We start from the raw sequence: 19,084 nt of genomic DNA on the forward strand, positions 1-19,084 counted from the left end.
ATCATGTTCTCATTAGTTTTCTTGCCATCAGTTTGGCAAGAAGGAGCATACCCGAAGAACTTACATTCATTTTACTGATAAGGCGAAAGTCAGGCCGTTGCCCATCGATCATTTGTCCTCTTAGGATACTGTAGATCCGCTGATTCTGAAATTCTTTAATAGCCTTCCTCAGTTCGTAATCGTCTGACCTCTTCAGGAGATCCATCACGAATGGCGAAAATATATAACCCGATTCCCTTTTAACAGACTTGGTAACCATGTTTACGGAGTCCAGATAATAGTTAGACAGCGGCTTATTAATCCAGATATTCTCTTTACTTAAAGCAAGGCAGCGGATCCAGGTATCAACATCACCGCCCCTCTTATAGCCAGCTGCCGGGAATTTACCCGCACGCAGCAGAATATCCTTCCGAAAAGCAACTGCACCCGTCCAGAGGGTATGTCGCTGCCTGAACAAATCCACGAGTTCAAAGCGTCTGAAATCATCCTTTTTGTTCAGAGAGGATGTTCGGTCGAGCTTTTTGGTCCCTCCCGTAACATGATAATAGCCCCAGGAAAGCGATGTGGCTTGAGGATTCTGAATGATGGCATTATATAAAGTATCCAACAGCTCAGGCGCCCACTCATCATCGGCGTCCAGAAAGCAGATCCAGTCAGAGCACGCTTTGTCGATTCCCATATTTCTGGCCAGATAACCACCAGGCCCCGGTTCCGGTCGGTCAAATAGTCTTATCCGGTCGTCCGAAAACTCTTGAAGCTTCTCTGCAGAACCGTCTGTTGACGCGTCGTTAACAATGATAAGCTCAAACTCAGGATAGGTCTGATTAAGCACAGAATTTATGGAGCGTTCCAGATGCGGCAACTTGTTATGCACCGGAATAATAACCGAAAAGCGCAACTTCTTATCCATAATGATTGATTAAGCCTTTGCAAAAAGCCCCTTTACCTTTCTAAAGCGCGACCGTTCACCTGTACTATAATCGTACTGTCCATAGTTGTATCCCGATCCGGCTTGAATATCGTTCAGCACCATCGCCATATGTTTTTTAGGATTCTCATTCTTCAGCTCTTCCGCAATCGCGAGCTGAGATTTTAGTGTAAGATGTTGTCTCGCCACGTACAGACAGGTGTCGGCGTGCTCCATCAGCAACTGTGCGTCCGTAACCACACCTACAGGTGGGGCGTCAATAACGATATAATCAAACTCGGCACGTAAAATTTCGAAGATAAGGCCAACCCGACTGCTCATCAGTATTTCTGCAGGATTGGATCGCAAAGCTCCTGCGCTCATGATAAAAAGGTTATCCAAAATTCCTGAGGGCTTGATAATGTTCCCGAAGTAAAGCTCCTCTTCTAAAATAAACTCTGAAAAACCGGGTCCGTCCGGCACTATAGCTTTAGCAGACAAGCCTGGTTTTCTCAGATCGAGTTCCATGAGCAGCACCTTTTTATTCGAAAGGGCGAATATGCTCGCCAGATTAGCCGATACAAAAGACTTGCCTTCTCCGGATACGCTCGAAGTCAACAGTATAACTCTATCATCAGATTCCCTGAAATTCAGCAACAACTTCGTCCGCAACGCCCTGAACTGCTCCGCTACCGGTGTTCTGGGCTTGAACGCCACAACAAAAGTCTCACCCTCAGTGCTGTGACTGATCTCTGCGATCACCGGCAGTGTGCAGTTGATCCGGATATCCTCCTTATTCTCAATGCGCGTATTGGTCAGAAACCGCAGATAGATCACCGATGCCGGAATGAGGAGCGAAAGCAAGGTCGCCACCGTATAATAAACCGGTGCCTTCGGACTTACCTTTCCCTGTGTCTTTGGAGGATCGATCTTTTTCGAGTTAGGCGTATTATAAGTCTTGGCAATGGCCGACTCTTCCCTCTTTTGCATCAGGAATATATACAATTCCTGCTTGATCTGCTGTTGCCGCGCCAGGTCAAGATAGTTCCGTTCAATCCTCGGCACACCCTGCACCTGGCCTTCCACCGATTGCATCTGCTGCCTTAAGTTTGCAAGCGTGATGCCAAGTGAACGCTTACTACTGACCAGACTGCTTAACATGTCAGCCCTCAGGTTCGCGATCCGCTCATTAATATTCGTGATCACCGGATTTTTCGCTGTCACCCCGACCATTCTTTTATCTCTCTCCAGAAGTAGCGTATTGTACTTTTCCACCAGATCACTAAAGGTCGGATCGGATACCACGAGCGAACTCGGTACAATCCTGTCGTTTCCGGCATTGCTCTGCAGATACTCCTGAAGGCTGGTTAGAACATTTATTTGTGTTTCTGCCTTAGCGACCTCATTCATAAACTGACTGCTGTTCTGAACCATCACCTTAGACTGTTCAGACATCTCTGCAATCCTGTTTCTTTGCTTAAAACTCTGTATGTCGCCTTCCAAATCACCAAGCTCGGCACCAAGGAAGCTGAGCCTGTTCTGTATGAAAGCAACACTGCTGTCAGCCAGTCGGTTTCGGTCCTCCAAATTTGTCTGCACATACAGATCAAGAAGCCGGTTTAATATATCCTCTCCTTTCTTTGGCAACGGATAAGAAAAATTCAAGTCGAGGATAGCCACTTGCTTCGCAAATAATGCTACTTCCAGGCTGTTGGTGAGACTATTAACAGCCTTGTCAACAGACGATATAGTGAACCGGTATGCTCCAGGCGCCGGGGCTCTTTCATCTGTCTGACCCAACTGTATAGTCCCCACCCCGGTAACTTTCAGCGGTTTATTGAAGCTGAGCTGCGTCGCTGTATCCTCCCATTCGAGCTCGACCTTTCCGCCAGGCAGCACCGTAGCATCAAAGCTTGTGAACTTGATCGAATCGAGAGGATCGATTACCTCGACGACAAAGGGAGGCTGATACATCTCTACAGACTTAAAGCCCTCCCTGCGGTAGTAAACCACATCAAGCTTCATATCCCGAACCACCTTTTCCATGAGAGAGCGTGTTTTTAATACAACAGCTTCTTCATCTACGCTCGACGCTGTCGGCACGCCCAATTCTTCCGTCAACGAATGGCTTGCCGCCGTACTACCCCCTCTGGTAGAACTACTGATTTTCACCATGGCATGGATATTATACAAGGGTGTGGCATATTGAATATAAAAAAACACAACAAGGCAAAAGACTACAAAGGTCGCAAGGAACCATGGCCATGCAGCCTTCATCTTACGCCACAGCTGCGTATAATTTGTTTCATCGCCTTCGTCGAAGGACATACCGTTATACTTACGTTTACTCATTACTTATTTCGTATAGGATCTACCAGATTCTGGTAATGATGAGAACTATGGTAGAAATTGCCGATAATGTTACAACCGCAGTTGACCGGGCTGTGCTGTTCAGTGAAAAGACCTTCGCCTTATTAGGCTCCACGTAAATCACATCGTTCTGCTTAAGATAATAATAGGGGCTCTTAAAAATATCGGAAGAATTAATACTCAGCGTTCCATACTCTTTCTGGCCGTTCTGGTCGCGGATAACCATAATATTTTCACGTTTTCCGTAAAGTGTTAAGTCTCCGGCCAAACTAAGTGCGTCTAAAATAGACACCTTCTCGTTGGGCATGGTAAATGAACCAGGTCTGTTGACCTCTCCCAAAACAGAGACCTTAAAGTTGAGGAGCCGAACCGTGACATTAGGATTCTGGTAATATTCCGCCGCCTCTTTTCGTATCAGTTCCCGCGCCTGAAAGGTGCTCAAGCCTGCCACTTTAACTTTGCCAATGATTGCAAGCTCTATCTCCCCATTCTTATCTACCGAAAATCCTTCTATTTCCCTTGAACTGGGATTCCTCGCATTTCCCATCGTTTCCTGAACCGACGACTGATTTACAACTGCAGCTGTTTGCGGGTCTACAGTTATTATAGATATGCCCAGAATATCATCGGTTTGAATGATCGGTTCAGTAAACGCAATCGCAGACTCCAGTCGCTTTCGCTCGGTCTGATTCATGTTTTGGAAATAGGCAACATTCTGAGTGCCAACACAAGAAGAAAAGAAAATCACTGAAGAAAAAAACAGCAGAGAAAAAGAAAAAAATTTTCGGAATCCAAGTCTCATAGAGCGCCTATTGTAAACAGTAAGAAGATGTAAACAAAAATATTACTAATGACTTCTCTTCCTATACCCAAACACAAGGCACTGATACACATAAAATTACACGAATCCGGGATATTTCATTTCACAGGATCCTCCAGGAAAGGAATGATGACCTTTAACGTGGTTTCGTCCGACGAAAAGAACGCGCTAAGCTTCCCGACGATCTGTTCTGCAGAGAGATATTGTTCGTAATAACTGATGACATTTGATCTGAGCTTCGCTATCTCCTGTTCGGACATGGTGAACAGTTCCGACAAAACCTCACCCAATTCATTCTCGTTTGTATAGCAAACAGCGTTTTTCATATGTTCCAAAGGAGGCGTAAACAACGAACCATATTGGATGATCGGTATGGTACCAACGGCCATCGACTCAATGGCGTTATGAGACCATGGCATGCGTACCCCCGGCAGGCAAAGAAAAAAGTGCGCTTTACCCAAAATACTTAACCATTGCTCCCCCGGTGTCCTTGCTTCTGATAGCACAATCTTTTTTGCTCCCGCTTCCAATAGCTCATGCAATCTCCCCGGCTCCTTTACAAACTCCAGTTCAGCCGGTTCATCAAACCGGCCCCTGATGTATCTCAAGGCGTTTATCCGGGAAACAGTTCCATTAAAGTTCTCTTTAAGAACATCCCTGTTATATAGCCTGCTATCAAAATTTCCGGCAAAAAACACCAGTACGTTCCGCTTCTGGCTTCTAAAAAGGTGTAGATCGTCAGAACTTATTTGTTTTATATAAAACTTGGGATGCAAGGGAAAAGGCATATAGAAGGCTCCTTCGTCAACGGTTCCTATAAAACGGTATCCGTATGCAATCTCCAACCATTTTCGCTTGCCGACTGGAGATACCCATTCGACAGTGTTTTCCTTTGCTTGACATTGACGTACCAGCTTATAATTTTGCTGCAGGAAAAGCTTTTTATAAGGTGGGGCTAGCCGGCTTATGAACGCTTTGTCTATCTTCACACTCAACCCAAAGCCACAAAACTTCAGGTATTGGCAAAATATAAACGAGAACCTCCCCATATCGCTGTTCATGAGAAAGCTGTCTAAATAAACATTCAGCTTATTATGGGTTGGCACCGGATTAAACTTACTTTTTACAATATAGCTTATCAGTTTCAACTCATGATAAAGATCTCTAAGCGGCGACTTGATTCTTCCTATCATTCAATCAAAAATAACGAAAGCATGTTCGCGAAGCCTTGCTACCTTTCCATCTGATACCCCAATCAACATATTTTGATCCATATTTCACACTCCAACCTCCTGAAACAAAGAAGGGACCGACTATGCGGTCCCTTCTTTGCTCTTTTCCCTTTAATTTATTGCCTCATTCAGCTCTCTGGCTTCGTTCAAATGCTGCTCCAGCTTGGGAAGCTTACCTGCAGCCCAGGAACGCAGATCCGAATCCGGAACTCCGTTCGAAGACGAGGCCGAGCGAAAAAGTGATACGGCTTCTTCATGCGATACCACCATCAGTCTGGCAAATTCCTTGTCGAAAGCCGCACCGGTCAACGGAGTCAGCATCTCATAGTTGTCCTTATGCCGCTTCAAAAGATCCTGACTCAAGGTCCAGCCTTTCTGCTGTGATAGAGTAGCCAGCTCCTGTGCCGCCATGGTGTGGTCCGTAACCATGTGTGATCCGAATGCAGTAACCAGTGGGTTCATACCCTTTGTACCAGCAAGCTGACCTGATTGAATCTCGAAACTGTTACTGCTTGACGCCTGAGTAACAAACTCCTGATTAGTCATCCCTGCATCGTCGTCGTCATCACTGCACGATTGAAATAAACAAACGCTGCTCAAAGCAACTGCAAATAGAATTGTTAGTTTTTTCATGTTTTTCAAAATTTAATAGATACGATAATAACAACAGACCACATGGAGGTGTTCATTCGAGAAATACGGTTTTCTCATGTTTGAAATACCTGATCGTGCTACCAGACAGCTTTCCCGCCAACAGTTAGCATTAAAAGTTGTTAACAACTAACATCTAAATCAAACTCTATGAAGCAGAGCGGCGATAATAAATTTATACCCATGACCTCGGTGGAGAGTGGTCACGGTAGAGAAGTCCGAAAAGACGTTTACTATTATACCAACCAGATCGTCAACGTCATCATGATCGGAGATCCGGCCCAGGGAGACTGGGTACTGGTCGATGCCGGCATGCCCCACAGCGGGAAGAAGCTGGTGGAGGTAGCCGAAAAAAGGTTTGGTAAAGGCACCAGACCCAAGGTCATATTACTGACACACGGACACTTCGACCATGTAGGCAGCATCGTTCATCTTCTGGAAACCTGGAACGTTCCGGTGTATGCGCATCAGCTGGAATTCCCCTTTTTAACAGGCCAACAGCGCTATCCTGAGCCTGATCCCAGTGTTGAGGGAGGCTTACTCGCCAAATTATCCTCCATATATCCCATCGAGCCTATTGACATCCGCGAACGTCTTCTTCCTCTCCCTGAAGACGGGACGGTGCCTGAGTTGCCTGACTGGGTATGGATCCCTGCTCCCGGACATTCACCTGGCCAGGTGGCTTTCTTCAGAGAAAAGGATCGTACCCTTTTATCTGCTGATGCGTTTGTGACCGTCAGGCAAGACTCACTTTACAAAGTGCTCATTCAGAAAGAAGAAGTGCACGGACCTCCGAGGTACCTGACCACAGACTGGCAGGCTGCATGGGATACTGTAAGGCGACTTGAACTGCTTCAACCGGAGCTCGTCATTTCGGGTCACGGCCAAGCCATGGAGGGTGTTGAGTTGAGAGAAGGATTAAAAAAACTCTCTGAAGACTTCAGCGATGTCGCAATACCTGATCACGGAAAATACGTAGGAAAAGCTCAAAAACCATAACTGAAAAAACTATGAAACATTGTTTAATATCGTGGACGGCCGAATTCCCTGATGGGCAGAACTACTCGGGAAATGCCACCATGACCTCAGAAAGCGGTCTTCCACCAAATCAAACCATCATTGATATAATTAAAAGAGAGAATCCCAAGTTGCAAGATTGCAAAATCTCGCTTCAGGACAAACTTGAGTTCAATTCGCAAAGGGAACTCGACAGTTACGGACGAGTTTAAGACAGACACAACCATCGCCTTAACATGAATATAAATGAAACGCTCATCGGCATTGTCGCCGGCATTTGTACCAGCACCTCGGTTATTCCTCAGCTGGTAAAGACGATGAAAGAAAAGAAGGCCGAAGATGTGTCGCCGCTCATGTTCTTTATTCTGTTAACCGGCACAAGCATCTGGACCTATTATGGTATCCTTAAGGACGATTTACCCATAATTGTCACCAACGTTTTTTCATCGTTAGTGACAATTACCATGTTAGTTATGAAGTTCAGGTTCTCTTCTAAATAGCCGGCCTGACCCAATGCGCATATAGACGTTTTCCACTTTGTCGAGAGCCGATTCTGAATCGAATCGGCTTACGTTTTCCAGTCCGCCTGAAACCAGATTTGCCCGCTGTTCGTCACTCATGTTTAGCGTTCTGTCAATTGCTGACGCGCATTCGTCCAGCCATTCCGGCTCATTGCCCATCTGCTTCCTGCTAACATATACAGCCGGTTGTCCGCCTACTTCGTTCATCGGTGCCTCGTCAGTAGTAATAACCGGACAACCTGACGCCATAGCTTCTATAATCGGCCAGCCAAAACCCTCTGCTAATGACGGAAACAAAAATAACGAGGCGGCGCTATAGGCCTTATCAGCAAAATCATCCGGCATTCCGGCCAGCGCATGAATATCCGCTTTATACAGAGAGGAGTCTATTTGAGTCCGGATGGTCTCATCAGGATTTTCCCCGATCAAGAGCAATGGCAGTACCTGTTCCGATTTGTCCCTCCACCTCTCGTAAGCCCCAATAACACCTGCTTTATTTTTATACCAAAGGTTACCCCCTACATGCAGAATAAATCCCGCACGAAGATCTACGCAGGTTTCCCTGCTCAATTCCCTTCTCAACAGAACGACATCGTCGGCCGGTCTGAACTTTCGGGTCAAACCATTATATACAACTTCAGATAGCAGGGGCGGCTTAGACAGCATGTTATGCAGATCAGTCTGAGTCTTATATGAAATAGAAATAAAGTGATCGGCCGCGCTGTATCCTTTTCGGATATACGACTGATAAATCCTCCCAGTTCGTCCTGTAACGTTCTCGCGAATCTCTCCGGTCGCACTCCTTTGGGCCAGGAAGTCATGGCAGTGAACAATATGGGGCCGGTCCCTGACAAGTGGCACCCATGGGCCAAGCGCATGATCTGTAATAACAAAAAGTGTATCAGGTGGAAGCTTCCTTAATCTGGTCTTCACTTGTATCGGAAAGATCACATATTGATCGAGATAACCCAGCCACTTATTCAGCGACTTGTTACGAAACGGCAAAGCAGAAAAATACCCTTTGGGAGACCACATATCTACCTGATGCCCTCTTTTCTGCATTCCGCTGGCAAGCCAGTTGGCATACCTTGGCATACTTTGGTGTCGCAGAAAGTCAGGGTGAGTAAAAAAAACGATTTTCATATTCTCGATGATACAGCCTCTCTGATAACCTTTAAATAACGATCGGCAACCTTCTTAGGATGATGAAGCTTCAGGTGTTGCAAGGCCTCAAGCCTCAGTTTTTCTTCGAGCTCCTTCGAATGCAGGATCTCCCGAATGCGTTTGACCATATCAGCGGTATCTCCTCTTTTAAAGGTTAAACCCGCACTGCCGACGGCATCAGGTAGTCCGCCACCATCAGATACCACAGGAATGCATCCGCAAGCCATGCCCTCAAGGGCAACGTTCCCAAACGGCTCTTCCCATCTCGAAGGCACGAGTATCACTTTATGTTCGTTCAAACAATCTACAAGCTCCTTTCCCCGCAGGGAACCTTTAAAATCCACTTGATGCTCAAGTCCGTATTTTGCCGCCAAAGCTTTTAATGCGGGTGCCTCCGGCCCCTCGCCGATGATAGTAAGACGAACTCCAGATCGCTCCTCCATACCTCTCTCCGCTTCGGTGTCCAGTGCATGAAGCGCCTCAATAGCCAGGTCGGCCCCTTTGTCAGACACGAGCCTCCCCAGAAAGACAAGGTCAATGCGTCTCTTCGCCTGACTGTTCATTTTGAAAAGTTCTGCTCTGTAAGGATTTGTTATCACGATTGCCTTTTCCCAGTTCTTTCTTCTCAGCGCCTCGCTTACTGCGATGATGCTTTTGGATCTCCTGAACCAGAGTGTCTTCAGTTTATCCTGCCAGCCAACACTACCATCAACTCTGGACACCCAGGTATTTAGTGCTATCACGTTAGGCTTACCGAAGAAAAGACCCGGCCAGGTCAGCCGGAGACAAGGGTTATTTTCAAACACAACATCCGCCCAGTGATGTTCCCTGAACAAATCCAGTTTGCCCGGCCGGCGAACAACAGCAAACGGAAACCTATTTTCCCGCTCGTCTGCCGTCCAGGTAACAAGCCTCACCTGATGCCCCGCCTTGATAAACTCATGTGCCAGGATTTCCGAGTTGATTTCAATCCCTCCTATGTCAGGATAAAAGTTATTAGACAGAAGCAGAATTTTCAAAGACATAGCCGAGCTTATTAGACCTGCGTTTCGAGGTATCTTATTCACATACCGACGCATTTTCACATAAATGTACGGGGATGATGCACGTTAATAAAACAAGCCCGGGCTTTGTATCACACTTAGGGAAAATCTGAGAAGTACTGATAGCGTATAAACGACAAAAGCCCCCAATGGGGGCTCTGTCGTTTATACGCTATCAGTATGATTTAAAAAACCGGGGCTTTTATAAATTCAACCAGGAGCTATTTTCTGAGTAATCATCTACTACTCCAACGGTGTTGTCAAAGTGATAAGCACAAATAAGGCCGCCCACTTCCTGTTGGATCATTCGGATACTATTATCCACCAGATCCTTTCTAAAGCCTTTTTGTTGCAACTGCAGCACATATTCTGTACAGATCACGCGCGCAAAGATCTTGCCCAGATCTACCATCTTGCGCTGCGTCAGCGTCGTACTCAGTTCAAAGTTCAGGTCCTTCTTGAAATATTCGCAAGCTTGCGAAGTCAACTTCAACGCTTTCAGATATTCAAATACATTAGACTGCTTGCCCTTCTTCATAGCACGCGTCATCATCTCAGCAATCTGTGTATACAACATTTCATTCGAACCTTCAAAGATCTGAAATGGCCTGCTGTCCATGATACCGCGCCCGCCGATATGGCTTATGCGGTAGCCGTTGGCTCCCGACACTTGTACCAGCAACTGTGCAGACTCCTGCATCAGGTCAGTAACCACTGCCTTCATGCTATTGGCTTCCAGTCCTTCAGAAGCCAGATTGTGGTCTATGCTACTGATATCAGTACTTCTGGAACACATCCCCGAGCAAATAGTAAATGCAGACTGGATGCGTGCAAGCTGAAACTGAACCTGATCTATGGAAAGCAAGTTTCCTGCGCCGACCATCCTATTCTTGCAATGCCCGATGGCTTCGTCCAGCATACGCTTGATGAAGCCCATCCCCATACCAGGGAACTGCATCCTGCTTCTGTGCAAAATATCAAGCATCATCTTAATACCCGTAGATTCTGGTTGCAGTTTGTAATTGGAAGGGACTTCCAGATCCAGCTTATTCAAGCCATAAGGTATCATATAAAGGCCCGCATTGTCAAAGATCTCCTCTACTATGATTTTTTCTCCCTCGCAAATGAAAAAATCTATATCCCGGCCCAGCTCTCCGTTCGTTTCCTTGCGGGAAGCAATAAGCCAGTAATCAGCAAGCCCTGTCAGTCCCTGCCAATGTTTGGTACCCTTGATCTTATACCCGTTCTCCGTGGGTACATAACTCGTTTTCATATTCAGGGCATCACTACCGTAACCGGGCTCAGTGATCATCAGACCGCCCATGTTCTGATTTTCGAGAAAACGATTAAAGATACCCTGCTTAACCTCCTCATTTGCGTACTTGGATATTGGCTCCAAAAACAACGCAATGTTGATTCCGAAAGTTAACGAAAGCGGAAGCGACTCATATGAAGCCGCAGCCAGCAATCCCAAACACTCTTTAACCTTCGAACCACGCCCCCCGTACTGTTCTGGAATAGCTACAGACAGTGGTCTCTTAGACATAATACCATTTATTATTTCAGGCGGAAGGCCTCTTTCCAGGCTCAGTTGGTTTATATCTTCCTTTTCATGAAAAAGGTGATCAAGAGTTTCCTCGAAGTCTTTAATAAATTCGGGAAAGGGGATATTCGTCAATATCATAGTTAAGTTTTAAATACTGTTCAGGCTTTTGTCCACTGTACATAAATTAAGCAAAGAAAAAAAACTTTGTTCAATTACACAGGATCTATTTATCAAATGAGTACACCTCAAAAGCCTGATTCTGCACGAAATTAAGAATTTTCCTCATAAGAATTATTGAACCAGAAATCAAGTTATATTTTAATCAACTTAGTAACAACAGATTACAAAATCCCTTGTTGTAATTATTTTTTAAAAACTTGTTACAACCTGAATTTAACCCCTCCGTTCACAACAAAACCATCAAGAGGCGCATAAATATCGCGAAATACCGGATTGTTGCCCGCACCAGTATAGATGCTGTCAAAACGTGTTTGCCGGGTATCCGTGAAATTTTCAAAATTGATGTAAAGCGAAAATTTCTCCCACAGTCTTTCGGCCATGAAACCCAATATCCAATAATCTCTTCCGGTGCTGCCGTCACTTAGTTTCTGCTTGCTATAATAATAAGCTTCTGCTCCTAACTTCCATTTTTCTTCGACCTCATACATCAGCACGTTATTCAGGCGATGTTTGGCAGTCAGAGGGTTTTGTCTCTTCGATCCTCCCGAGTGGATCCTGGCATCAGTAAAGCTATATCCTAAAAACAACTTTAGATCCTCGTAGGTAACCTTAAGATTGGTCTCCATCCCCCTGCTGTCTATATGCCCGTTGATATTCTCAAACACATAACGTCCATCACTTGCTGTTCCAAGCGTAAGCGGATGATTTAAATACGTGTAGAAAAACATCTGATTGATACTGAAAGTCACCTCGTCATCAAAAGCAGTCGTATTATAATTTACATCCCAGTTTGCTCCATAACTTTTTTCCAGACGGTTCATACGGGAAGACACGGGAAGCACATTCCTGTACTGTATCCGCTCGCTTTCTTCTGTAAAGATTGTCGGTGCTTTATATCCCATACCCATGCCTAACCGGGACGTCAGTTGTCGGTTAAGCTTAAATAAGGCAGACACGCGGGGCAATAAAGCAAGGCCATAATCTATAACATAATCACTTCTTATTCCGGTTTCCAGCTCAATCCATTCCGCGGCATGAATGTTTGCCTGGAGAAAGGCTCCCGCAGTTGTTTGCGTATAGTCCCGGAGGGGTAGCCCTTCTTGTCTGGCCTCCCTGAACTGATCGGTCCATAGGTTCAGCCCTCCTATCCACTCTACTTGCCTCCCGCTACGCAGGTAGTTCGCTTCAGTAAAACTCCCGTATTGCTTTCCTTTGAAACGATAGCCAGGTACGTCAATGCCCCGGTTAAAATAGCTTATACTGTTTTTTATGTTAAACGCTGCATGTTCACCCCAGGGGTATCGGAAAGAAAGCTGACTGGAAACCCGCTCCGTCTTATTCCTTTCAAAGTAGCGGTCTTCCGGGTCCGAGCTATCATCCAGGTAACGGATATTCCCTCCGAGGCGGTTCTCGAAACTTCCGTTCAGACCAAAGCTGAGCGTTGCCCCCTCATCAAAGTAGAGAAACAGCCGGGGATTCAGGGTGAATCGTTCAAACTCCGGAATCGCCGTAAAATCAGTCGCTCCCGGCGCATAAGCCCGGTTTGAATTTCTGGCAGCAAAGACAGTGATGCCTGATTTGCTGAAGCGTTCACTGTAAAAGCCACTGGCATCCAGGCCGCCGGCTGTAGTTCCGTTCAGATGAACATTAAACTCCCGTTCGTTCCGTGGTGTTTTGCTGATCAGATTGACCAGTCCCGCAATAGCACCTCCCCCATATAGGGTAGAGGCGGAGCCCTTCACCACTTCTACCTGCTTAAGGTCCAGAGGCGGTATCTGCAATAACCCCAGACCACTCGCTGCTCCAGAATAGAGCGGAAACCCATCTTTCAATATTTGTGTGTACCTCCCATCCAGTCCCTGTATCCGGATAGAGGAATTGGCACTGGTTGCCGACGTTTGCTGCGTCTGAATGCCTGTGCTCTCACTAAGTATAAGCCGGATATCTCCCGGCTTCATGTTACCCTTCTCATCCAGCTCCTCACCGGAAATAACTTCCAGGCGCGTTGGCGTATTAGAAATGGTGCGACTGCTGCGCGTTGTTGATATAATGACCTCGTCAAGATCTCCCTTTTGCGAAAGGGTATCCGGATGAATGTCAGTTTGTGCAAATGCGGAGGCACAGCAAGCCCATATGCATGCATTTATAAAAAATTGTTTCATTATTATTTTTAACCGTTTACAAAAATTGATTATCCCTTTAAACTGCGGCAAGCCGGGGGGGCTGCCAGATGGAATAACTCACGGTAGGGACAGAAGAAACGGGAGGATGCCCAAATTCCCGGAGCATGACGAGAGCCATGGGGGACTGTTGCGTTACTTTAGGAATAAGGATGGAAAATATGCAGCCGGAACAGTGACAAAGAGGACTACATACTTCCGTCTTTATACCCCCATCACAGTCGCCGCTCTCCTGGCAGAAGTCAAGGCTACCAGCGAAAAGTAAAAAAGCGATGATAATGGCGAGCATCTTCATATCTCAAAGTTAAACTCTTTGCATATATCATTTTCAAAATTTATGAGATTTCTAACCCATAACATGATACAAGCACCTGCAGATTTCAGAGCTGAAACGGTCAGGGCCGTGGCGGGGATCCATAATCAATCAGGCGACTGATAGGCAATAGCTGCTTTGCGGTGCCGAATCAGATAGATTACCGATCCATTAACCTCCGCGTTCGGGTAATGGATCCGCTGACAGCTGAGCAGCCCCGGCGTACTGCTTTCATTTCTTGGCCTGGAAGCGACTATGATGGTATATTCCGGCTCCTCATTCACATCTTCAATAGAAAAGAAGCTGGGCCTTATCGATGCGGTTGCCGGCACCTGATCCTTTCCAAAGAACGATATGGCTCCCGCCTGCTGATAATTATCTGTCAAGACTACAGTAGAAGCCCTTTTTGATTCAGGAAGTGACCGATAAACAAGCACCGTTTCTTTAGCCAGTTTCTCCCATCCCAGCATCTGTGCAAAATACTGGGGAACCTGACCAGTGGTACCATCATCCCATTTCAGAGGCCCGGTAATACCCGTGTGCTTCCGCATGATATCGAGCCAGGCAATTGTATGGTTTAGCCGAAGTACGGGGACAACCGCAGGCATAGCAAGCACTCCCGATAAGATAATCATCACAAAAAATGCTGCACTGACCAATGGCCTCTTCCATTTCTTAAGCAGCTCTGCTGTACAGATAGCTCCTGCCGCATAAAGCACAGGAAAAGCTCCGAACGAATAATATGTCTTCGCCTGGAGGCACAAGAAAACCAACTGAAGCAATAAAAAGGAAATACCGATAAACCGATAGGGACGCAGGCTCGTTGAAAACAATAAAAAAACGAGACCAACACCACATACTACTCCCGATGCTCCATGAGAGAAAAGCATTTGCTGCATCAGGGTGGAATAATCCGTCTTTGACCAGTAATAGGTATTGAGCTCCCCCAGCTGGGTGACAAAAGGAAAGTCGTTATCGACCTGCCATATCAGGTGTGGGAAAACGATCACTATCCCCGGAATGACGATATACAACATCTCCCTGGCGGTCAGCTTCCTGCCCGCACCTGTAAATAAAGCCGCCAGCAAACAGCAAAGATAAAGGGCTATAGAAAACTTGTTCATCATGCCAAGTCCGGCAGTAACGCCCAGGTAAAACAAATCATTGGTGTTGCCCCTCTTAACAAACCGGATTAAGAAAAAACTGCAGAGTGCCCAACCAAGCTGGTCAAAAACGACGGGTTGCATCATATACCCAGTAGCCAGAAAAGAGGGATCCAATAGAATGGCGATACAGGCTATGAGTACAGCAAAAGAACCTCCTCCCAGTAGCCGTACCATCAGCCCCGTAAGGCCAACCAGCGCAGCACCGCAAAGCGTGGGAAACAGGCGAAGCGCCCATAGCGAATCACCTTCAAGCTGCACCCACACCCAGGTGATAAATGAAATGAACGGAGGGCCTTCTTTGTAGCCCCAGGCCAGCTGTTCAGCCATAGCAACGTATAACAGCTCATCCGCATGATAGCCGTACCTCCCGTTAAAAGGAAGATGAATAAGAAGCTTCAAAAGCAGAAAGATGATGATGATGACGACTGTCTGTTTCTGTGAATTTACCACCGGCCCGTATTGCATCTTACCTAAACAAATCAGCGCGAAAATGTTCCCTGATAGCGATCTATTATTACATCCCGGGCATTTTTTCCCTTGAATCAATAGCCTTCAGCAGATAATCAAACAATGCAACATCCGACGGGATCTGCAGCTTTTTCCTCAACCGATAACGGCTAACTTCAACCGCCTTGATCGTGATACTCATTAACTGGGCAATTTCCTTGGATGTCATATTCATTTTCAGATAAGCACAAAGCTTTAAGTCGTTCGAACTTAAATCCGGAAAACGTTCCTTTAAGCGGCTGAGAAAATTGGAATGTATCTGATCGAAATGGCGCGCAAACTGTGTCCAGTCCGCATCGTTCTTCTCCGCTTCAGTCAACAGTCGTATAACACGTTTAAGTTCCGTTCCGTTATTGCTGTCTTTAGTCTCCTGCAAAAGCTCTTCCCTGATCCGCGCAAGCAACTTACCACGCTGAACAAGGTGCATCGTGATGGAAGCAAGCTCCTTATTTTTATAATCCACATCTGCAGTAAGTTTCTCATTGTGCAGTTTCATAATCTCACGCTCGTTGTGTTCAAGTTCAAGCTGGTGCAGATATTTCAATCGCTCCTGTTCCTTCAGATGTTGCTTCTTCTGCCTCCTGACGACTAACAAGATCAAACCGGCCACTATCAGGAAGCAGCACAGGTAAAACCACCAGGTCTCGTACCAGGCAGGACTGATCGCTATCGGATACTCAAGAGCAGCAGATTGATTTCCCAGATTATTTCTGGCCTTTACTTTAAAAACGTAGGTACCCGACGGAAGGTTAGTATACTCTTTTTCTGCTTTCGTGCTCCATGCAGACCACTGACTGTCGAAACCACTTAACTGGTAACTAAATTCGATGTTATTCTGTTGCTCGAAGAGAGTCGACGCAAACTCAAACTGAATAGAATTATGGTTATAGGGCAACTTAATCGGGCTATTGTCTTTGTAATTGCCATATCCGCCGAATACGATGCTGTCTCTGTCTCCAAAGACTTTAACCTGTGCCAGCAGCACATTCAGCTCATTGCGCTGCGCCCTGTATTTGTCAAAGTTGATATGATAAATACCTTTATTGGAGCCCACAAATATATTCTGCTGATCATATGGGTACACATGCTCAAACCCTGAAACAATCCGCGAAGTAAGTTCGGGAATGTAAACGACAGCCGTTTCATCAGACTTCTTTGAAAAATCTATAACGCCAAGCTTTTTTTCATTGACAAACCAGACATTTCCAGCCTGGTCTTCTTTCAAATAGTGAACGGGGGTGTTCTTCAGGTATGGGTAGAAAAAATCAGAACGTTTAAATTTCTTTTTGCTGCCATCATACTCATAGATCCCGTCCTGTGTGGCAACGACTATCCGGTTCTTGACCTGAAACAGGTAATTACCCAGAGTAGAAGGCAGGCCATCGTCTTTCGTCAGTATCTTCTTATTCGTTATTCGACGAAAATCAGACGATAGTTTTAACATGAACACCCCGCGATACGGATGAGATGCCCAAACAGTATTGCTATTTCCGTCAAACGCTATAAATCGCAACGAGGTCTTCTCAAGCGGCCCTACGGGCTTTGCCTCTGAAAAATTTCCAGCCTCATAACTGAGCAGTTGCAACCCTTCATAAGTTCCTGCCATGATATAACGGGAGGGCTCTACCGGAGATAAGGCTTCGAAAAGCCAGGTTCCCTGTGTTCCCTTAACTGGGCTAAGTAAACTCTCGCGGATGGTAAAAGCTCCGTCCTCGTGAGCGAGGAGCAATTGCCGGTTTATCTCCGCTAGCCCCCATACCTGACCCTTCAGCTTACCTACTTCCTCAAACTTCCCCTTGGAATAGCTAAGGTCTTTAATTTGCATATCCAGGGGTAAATAAAACAGTCCGTTCGAAGCACCTACATACAGATGCTTATCAAATATCCTCGCCGAGTAACTGCTGATTTGTTTCTTAGCATCCGGAAAAATCTGCTTTATGGCACTGTTAAAAGCAACCATACTCAGGCCGTCATCCAGCGCGATCCAGAGGTTCTTACCTTTGTCAACCAAAAGATTCCGGACATAATTGGTTTGCAAACCTTCATTGGCTGAAAATTGCTGCACAATGTGTCCTTTCCGGTCTATTATGTAACAGCCTGACGAGGTAGTGCCGATGGCAATCCAATCTTTATTAACCGCGACAGCGCTGTAAATAAAGCTGGTACCAAAAATACCGTCCAATGCCGTTTCTTTTCTGGTGATCTTGCCGCCCGACAGTAAGTACAGCCCATGTTTAAGGGTAGCTACAAGCTGCACACCCGGGTCATAGTCGAGCACAGCGGTGACTACGCTTTCCTTAAAAATCTTATCATCCGATGCGATCTGCCAGGTGCCTTCCCTGAAGACCATGAGGCCCTTATTTTTCTCCTGTGCAAATATTCCACTCTGCCCCTGCCCGAGGAACAACCATTCGGAACTTGTACGGAAAACCCGGATAGCATCATCTTTTAAATAAAAGATCTTGTCGGTAGTTCGAAAAAAAAGCATATCTCCTACCTGACAGATGTTCCAAACATCAGCAAACTGCCTGCTCGCGGCGGGGATGAGAGGTTTAAGTGATCTGAAATTCAGAATACCGTGACTATTCGGTTCGAAGAAACCGATCTCGTCCTGTGCGCCGACATATATCCGTCCCGAATTTGTAGCCGCCTTCACAGCATGAACCACCGTTTTATTAGGCAAGGGGTATAGTCTCCAGTGCTTCCCGTCAAAAGATAACAGCCCCTCGTTATTGGCGAAGTACACCCTGCCCTGCCGGTCCTGGTCTGCTGCCCAGTTCTGGATACCTCCTTTATAATTCAGATTGTCATAATTAACAATCTGTGGCAAACCGATCGGATTCTGGGCACTGGCGCGCAAGAAGAAAAAGCTGACTATAATGGTTAGGTAGAGATGCTTCATCATTAGTAAATCTAATGATAGTATTTCTACCCGTCAATTAATTAATCATGTGAGTACTTAAGCAGTCTTTTTCTTGTCTCTCCGTACTTTGCAGAAGGAGATGATCTAGTGTTACGAAGAAAACGATACCCGCTTCCCTACCGGGAAATCTACTCGATCCCTGCCGTCTGCCGTTCGTTGCTTCGTCGCTTTTGCCGGCGTTTTTGTTCTTGCCGCCATTTTCGTGGTGAGTTTCTCTTTCCGTTGTTCCTGATCGCGTAGCAGCCTGTTGCCTTCGTAACACATCATACTGATGGCTGCTGCCCGTGTTTGCTGTTCTTCGTTAAGCTCCATGTTCACCGGCCCAGCAGGGTACGCTCCCGCTTCTTCAGCCGCGAAAGCAGCGATAATCCCGCAGGGACTGAATGCCTTGCTGTTCAGCAGTACATAACCCTCCTCCATCCGTGTTTCAGCATAAGCCAGCAGCGATACGCTCAGCATCAGGAGCTGGTCTGCTTCAGCCCGGGCGACAAAGCGGATCTCCTGCGCCTCCAGCTGTCCGTATTTGCGCAGCTCCACATCCCTG

At 46.2% G+C, this 19,084-nt stretch carries 15 protein-coding genes and 1 pseudogene; 4 read left to right on the top strand and 12 right to left on the bottom strand.

Features of this window, described 5'->3' with window-relative positions; translation table 11 throughout:
• Nucleotide 1: 1 nt before the first annotated feature.
• From ACKI5J_RS14335 to ACKI5J_RS14355, 5 genes are all read right to left on the bottom strand, one after another.
• Nucleotides 2–910, bottom strand: a complete 909-nt coding sequence (locus ACKI5J_RS14335) for a glycosyltransferase family 2 protein (protein ID WP_407430175.1) — start codon at nt 908–910, stop codon at nt 2–4.
• 9 nt (nt 911–919) lie between these two features.
• The gene (locus ACKI5J_RS14340) at nt 920–3,259 is read right to left on the bottom strand and encodes a GumC family protein (RefSeq protein ID WP_407430176.1); all 2,340 of its coding nucleotides are present in this window, start codon (nt 3,257–3,259) and stop codon (nt 920–922) included.
• 19 nt (nt 3,260–3,278) lie between these two features.
• A complete protein-coding gene (locus tag ACKI5J_RS14345; protein WP_407430177.1) occupies nt 3,279–3,971 on the bottom strand; it encodes a polysaccharide biosynthesis/export family protein in 693 nt (230 codons plus the stop codon).
• 224 nt (nt 3,972–4,195) lie between these two features.
• Entirely contained in the window at nt 4,196–5,290 is a 1,095-nt protein-coding gene (locus ACKI5J_RS14350; protein ID WP_407430178.1) for a glycosyltransferase, read from the bottom strand.
• Nucleotides 5,291–5,440: 150 nt separating this feature from the next.
• Entirely contained in the window at nt 5,441–5,962 is a 522-nt protein-coding gene (locus tag ACKI5J_RS14355) for a DUF4142 domain-containing protein (RefSeq protein WP_407430179.1), read from the bottom strand.
• A 168-nt stretch (nt 5,963–6,130) separates the two neighbouring features.
• Between ACKI5J_RS14355 and ACKI5J_RS14360 the strand changes: the two genes are divergently transcribed.
• The 3 genes from ACKI5J_RS14360 to ACKI5J_RS14370 are packed head-to-tail and all read left to right on the top strand — an operon-like array spanning nt 6,131 to nt 7,497.
• Nucleotides 6,131–6,979: an MBL fold metallo-hydrolase gene (locus ACKI5J_RS14360; RefSeq protein WP_407430180.1), complete on the top strand. Its 849-nt coding sequence runs from the start codon at nt 6,131–6,133 to the stop codon at nt 6,977–6,979.
• 11 nt (nt 6,980–6,990) lie between these two features.
• The gene (locus tag ACKI5J_RS14365) at nt 6,991–7,209 is read left to right on the top strand and encodes a hypothetical protein (protein WP_407430181.1); all 219 of its coding nucleotides are present in this window, start codon (nt 6,991–6,993) and stop codon (nt 7,207–7,209) included.
• A 24-nt stretch (nt 7,210–7,233) separates the two neighbouring features.
• Nucleotides 7,234–7,497, top strand: a complete 264-nt coding sequence (locus ACKI5J_RS14370) for a SemiSWEET family sugar transporter (RefSeq protein WP_407430182.1) — start codon at nt 7,234–7,236, stop codon at nt 7,495–7,497.
• Here the strand turns inward: ACKI5J_RS14370 and ACKI5J_RS14375 are convergent.
• The 4 genes from ACKI5J_RS14375 to ACKI5J_RS14390 all read right to left on the bottom strand — a co-directional run bounded on the left by ACKI5J_RS14375 (nt 7,465) and on the right by ACKI5J_RS14390 (nt 13,613).
• Nucleotides 7,465–8,661 (bottom strand): glycosyltransferase, encoded by a 1,197-nt coding sequence (locus ACKI5J_RS14375; RefSeq protein ID WP_407430183.1) that lies wholly within the window; start codon nt 8,659–8,661, stop codon nt 7,465–7,467. The two genes, ACKI5J_RS14370 and ACKI5J_RS14375, sit on opposite strands and share 33 nt — an antisense overlap.
• The gene (locus tag ACKI5J_RS14380) at nt 8,658–9,707 is read right to left on the bottom strand and encodes a glycosyltransferase family 4 protein (protein ID WP_407430184.1); all 1,050 of its coding nucleotides are present in this window, start codon (nt 9,705–9,707) and stop codon (nt 8,658–8,660) included. The genes ACKI5J_RS14375 and ACKI5J_RS14380 overlap by 4 nt, the downstream gene beginning before the upstream one ends.
• A gap of 220 nt (nt 9,708–9,927) precedes the next feature.
• Nucleotides 9,928–11,409 carry an acyl-CoA dehydrogenase family protein gene (locus ACKI5J_RS14385; RefSeq protein ID WP_407430185.1) on the bottom strand — a complete coding sequence of 494 codons (1,482 nt, stop codon included), beginning with the start codon at nt 11,407–11,409 and terminating at the stop codon, nt 9,928–9,930.
• A gap of 242 nt (nt 11,410–11,651) precedes the next feature.
• Nucleotides 11,652–13,613: a TonB-dependent receptor plug domain-containing protein gene (locus tag ACKI5J_RS14390; protein WP_407430186.1), complete on the bottom strand. Its 1,962-nt coding sequence runs from the start codon at nt 13,611–13,613 to the stop codon at nt 11,652–11,654.
• A 25-nt stretch (nt 13,614–13,638) separates the two neighbouring features.
• Between ACKI5J_RS14390 and ACKI5J_RS14395 the strand changes: the two genes are divergently transcribed.
• Nucleotides 13,639–13,896, top strand: coding sequence for a hypothetical protein (locus tag ACKI5J_RS14395; protein WP_407430187.1), 258 nt, complete (start codon nt 13,639–13,641; stop codon nt 13,894–13,896).
• Between the two features lie 155 nt (nt 13,897–14,051).
• Here ACKI5J_RS14395 and ACKI5J_RS14400 read toward each other — a convergent pair whose 3' ends face one another.
• The 3 genes and pseudogenes from ACKI5J_RS14400 to ACKI5J_RS14410 form a co-directional block, all read right to left on the bottom strand.
• Nucleotides 14,052–15,575 carry a glycosyltransferase family 39 protein gene (locus tag ACKI5J_RS14400; RefSeq protein ID WP_407430188.1) on the bottom strand — a complete coding sequence of 508 codons (1,524 nt, stop codon included), beginning with the start codon at nt 15,573–15,575 and terminating at the stop codon, nt 14,052–14,054.
• Nucleotides 15,576–15,624: 49 nt separating this feature from the next.
• Nucleotides 15,625–18,522, bottom strand: coding sequence for a triple tyrosine motif-containing protein (locus tag ACKI5J_RS14405; RefSeq protein ID WP_407430189.1), 2,898 nt, complete (start codon nt 18,520–18,522; stop codon nt 15,625–15,627).
• 108 nt (nt 18,523–18,630) lie between these two features.
• Nucleotides 18,631–19,084: pseudogene (locus ACKI5J_RS14410) on the bottom strand (hypothetical protein); the annotation flags it as partial.

It is taken from the genome of Arcticibacter sp., assembly GCF_045629565.1.
GTDB lineage: Bacteria > Bacteroidota > Bacteroidia > Sphingobacteriales > Sphingobacteriaceae > Arcticibacter.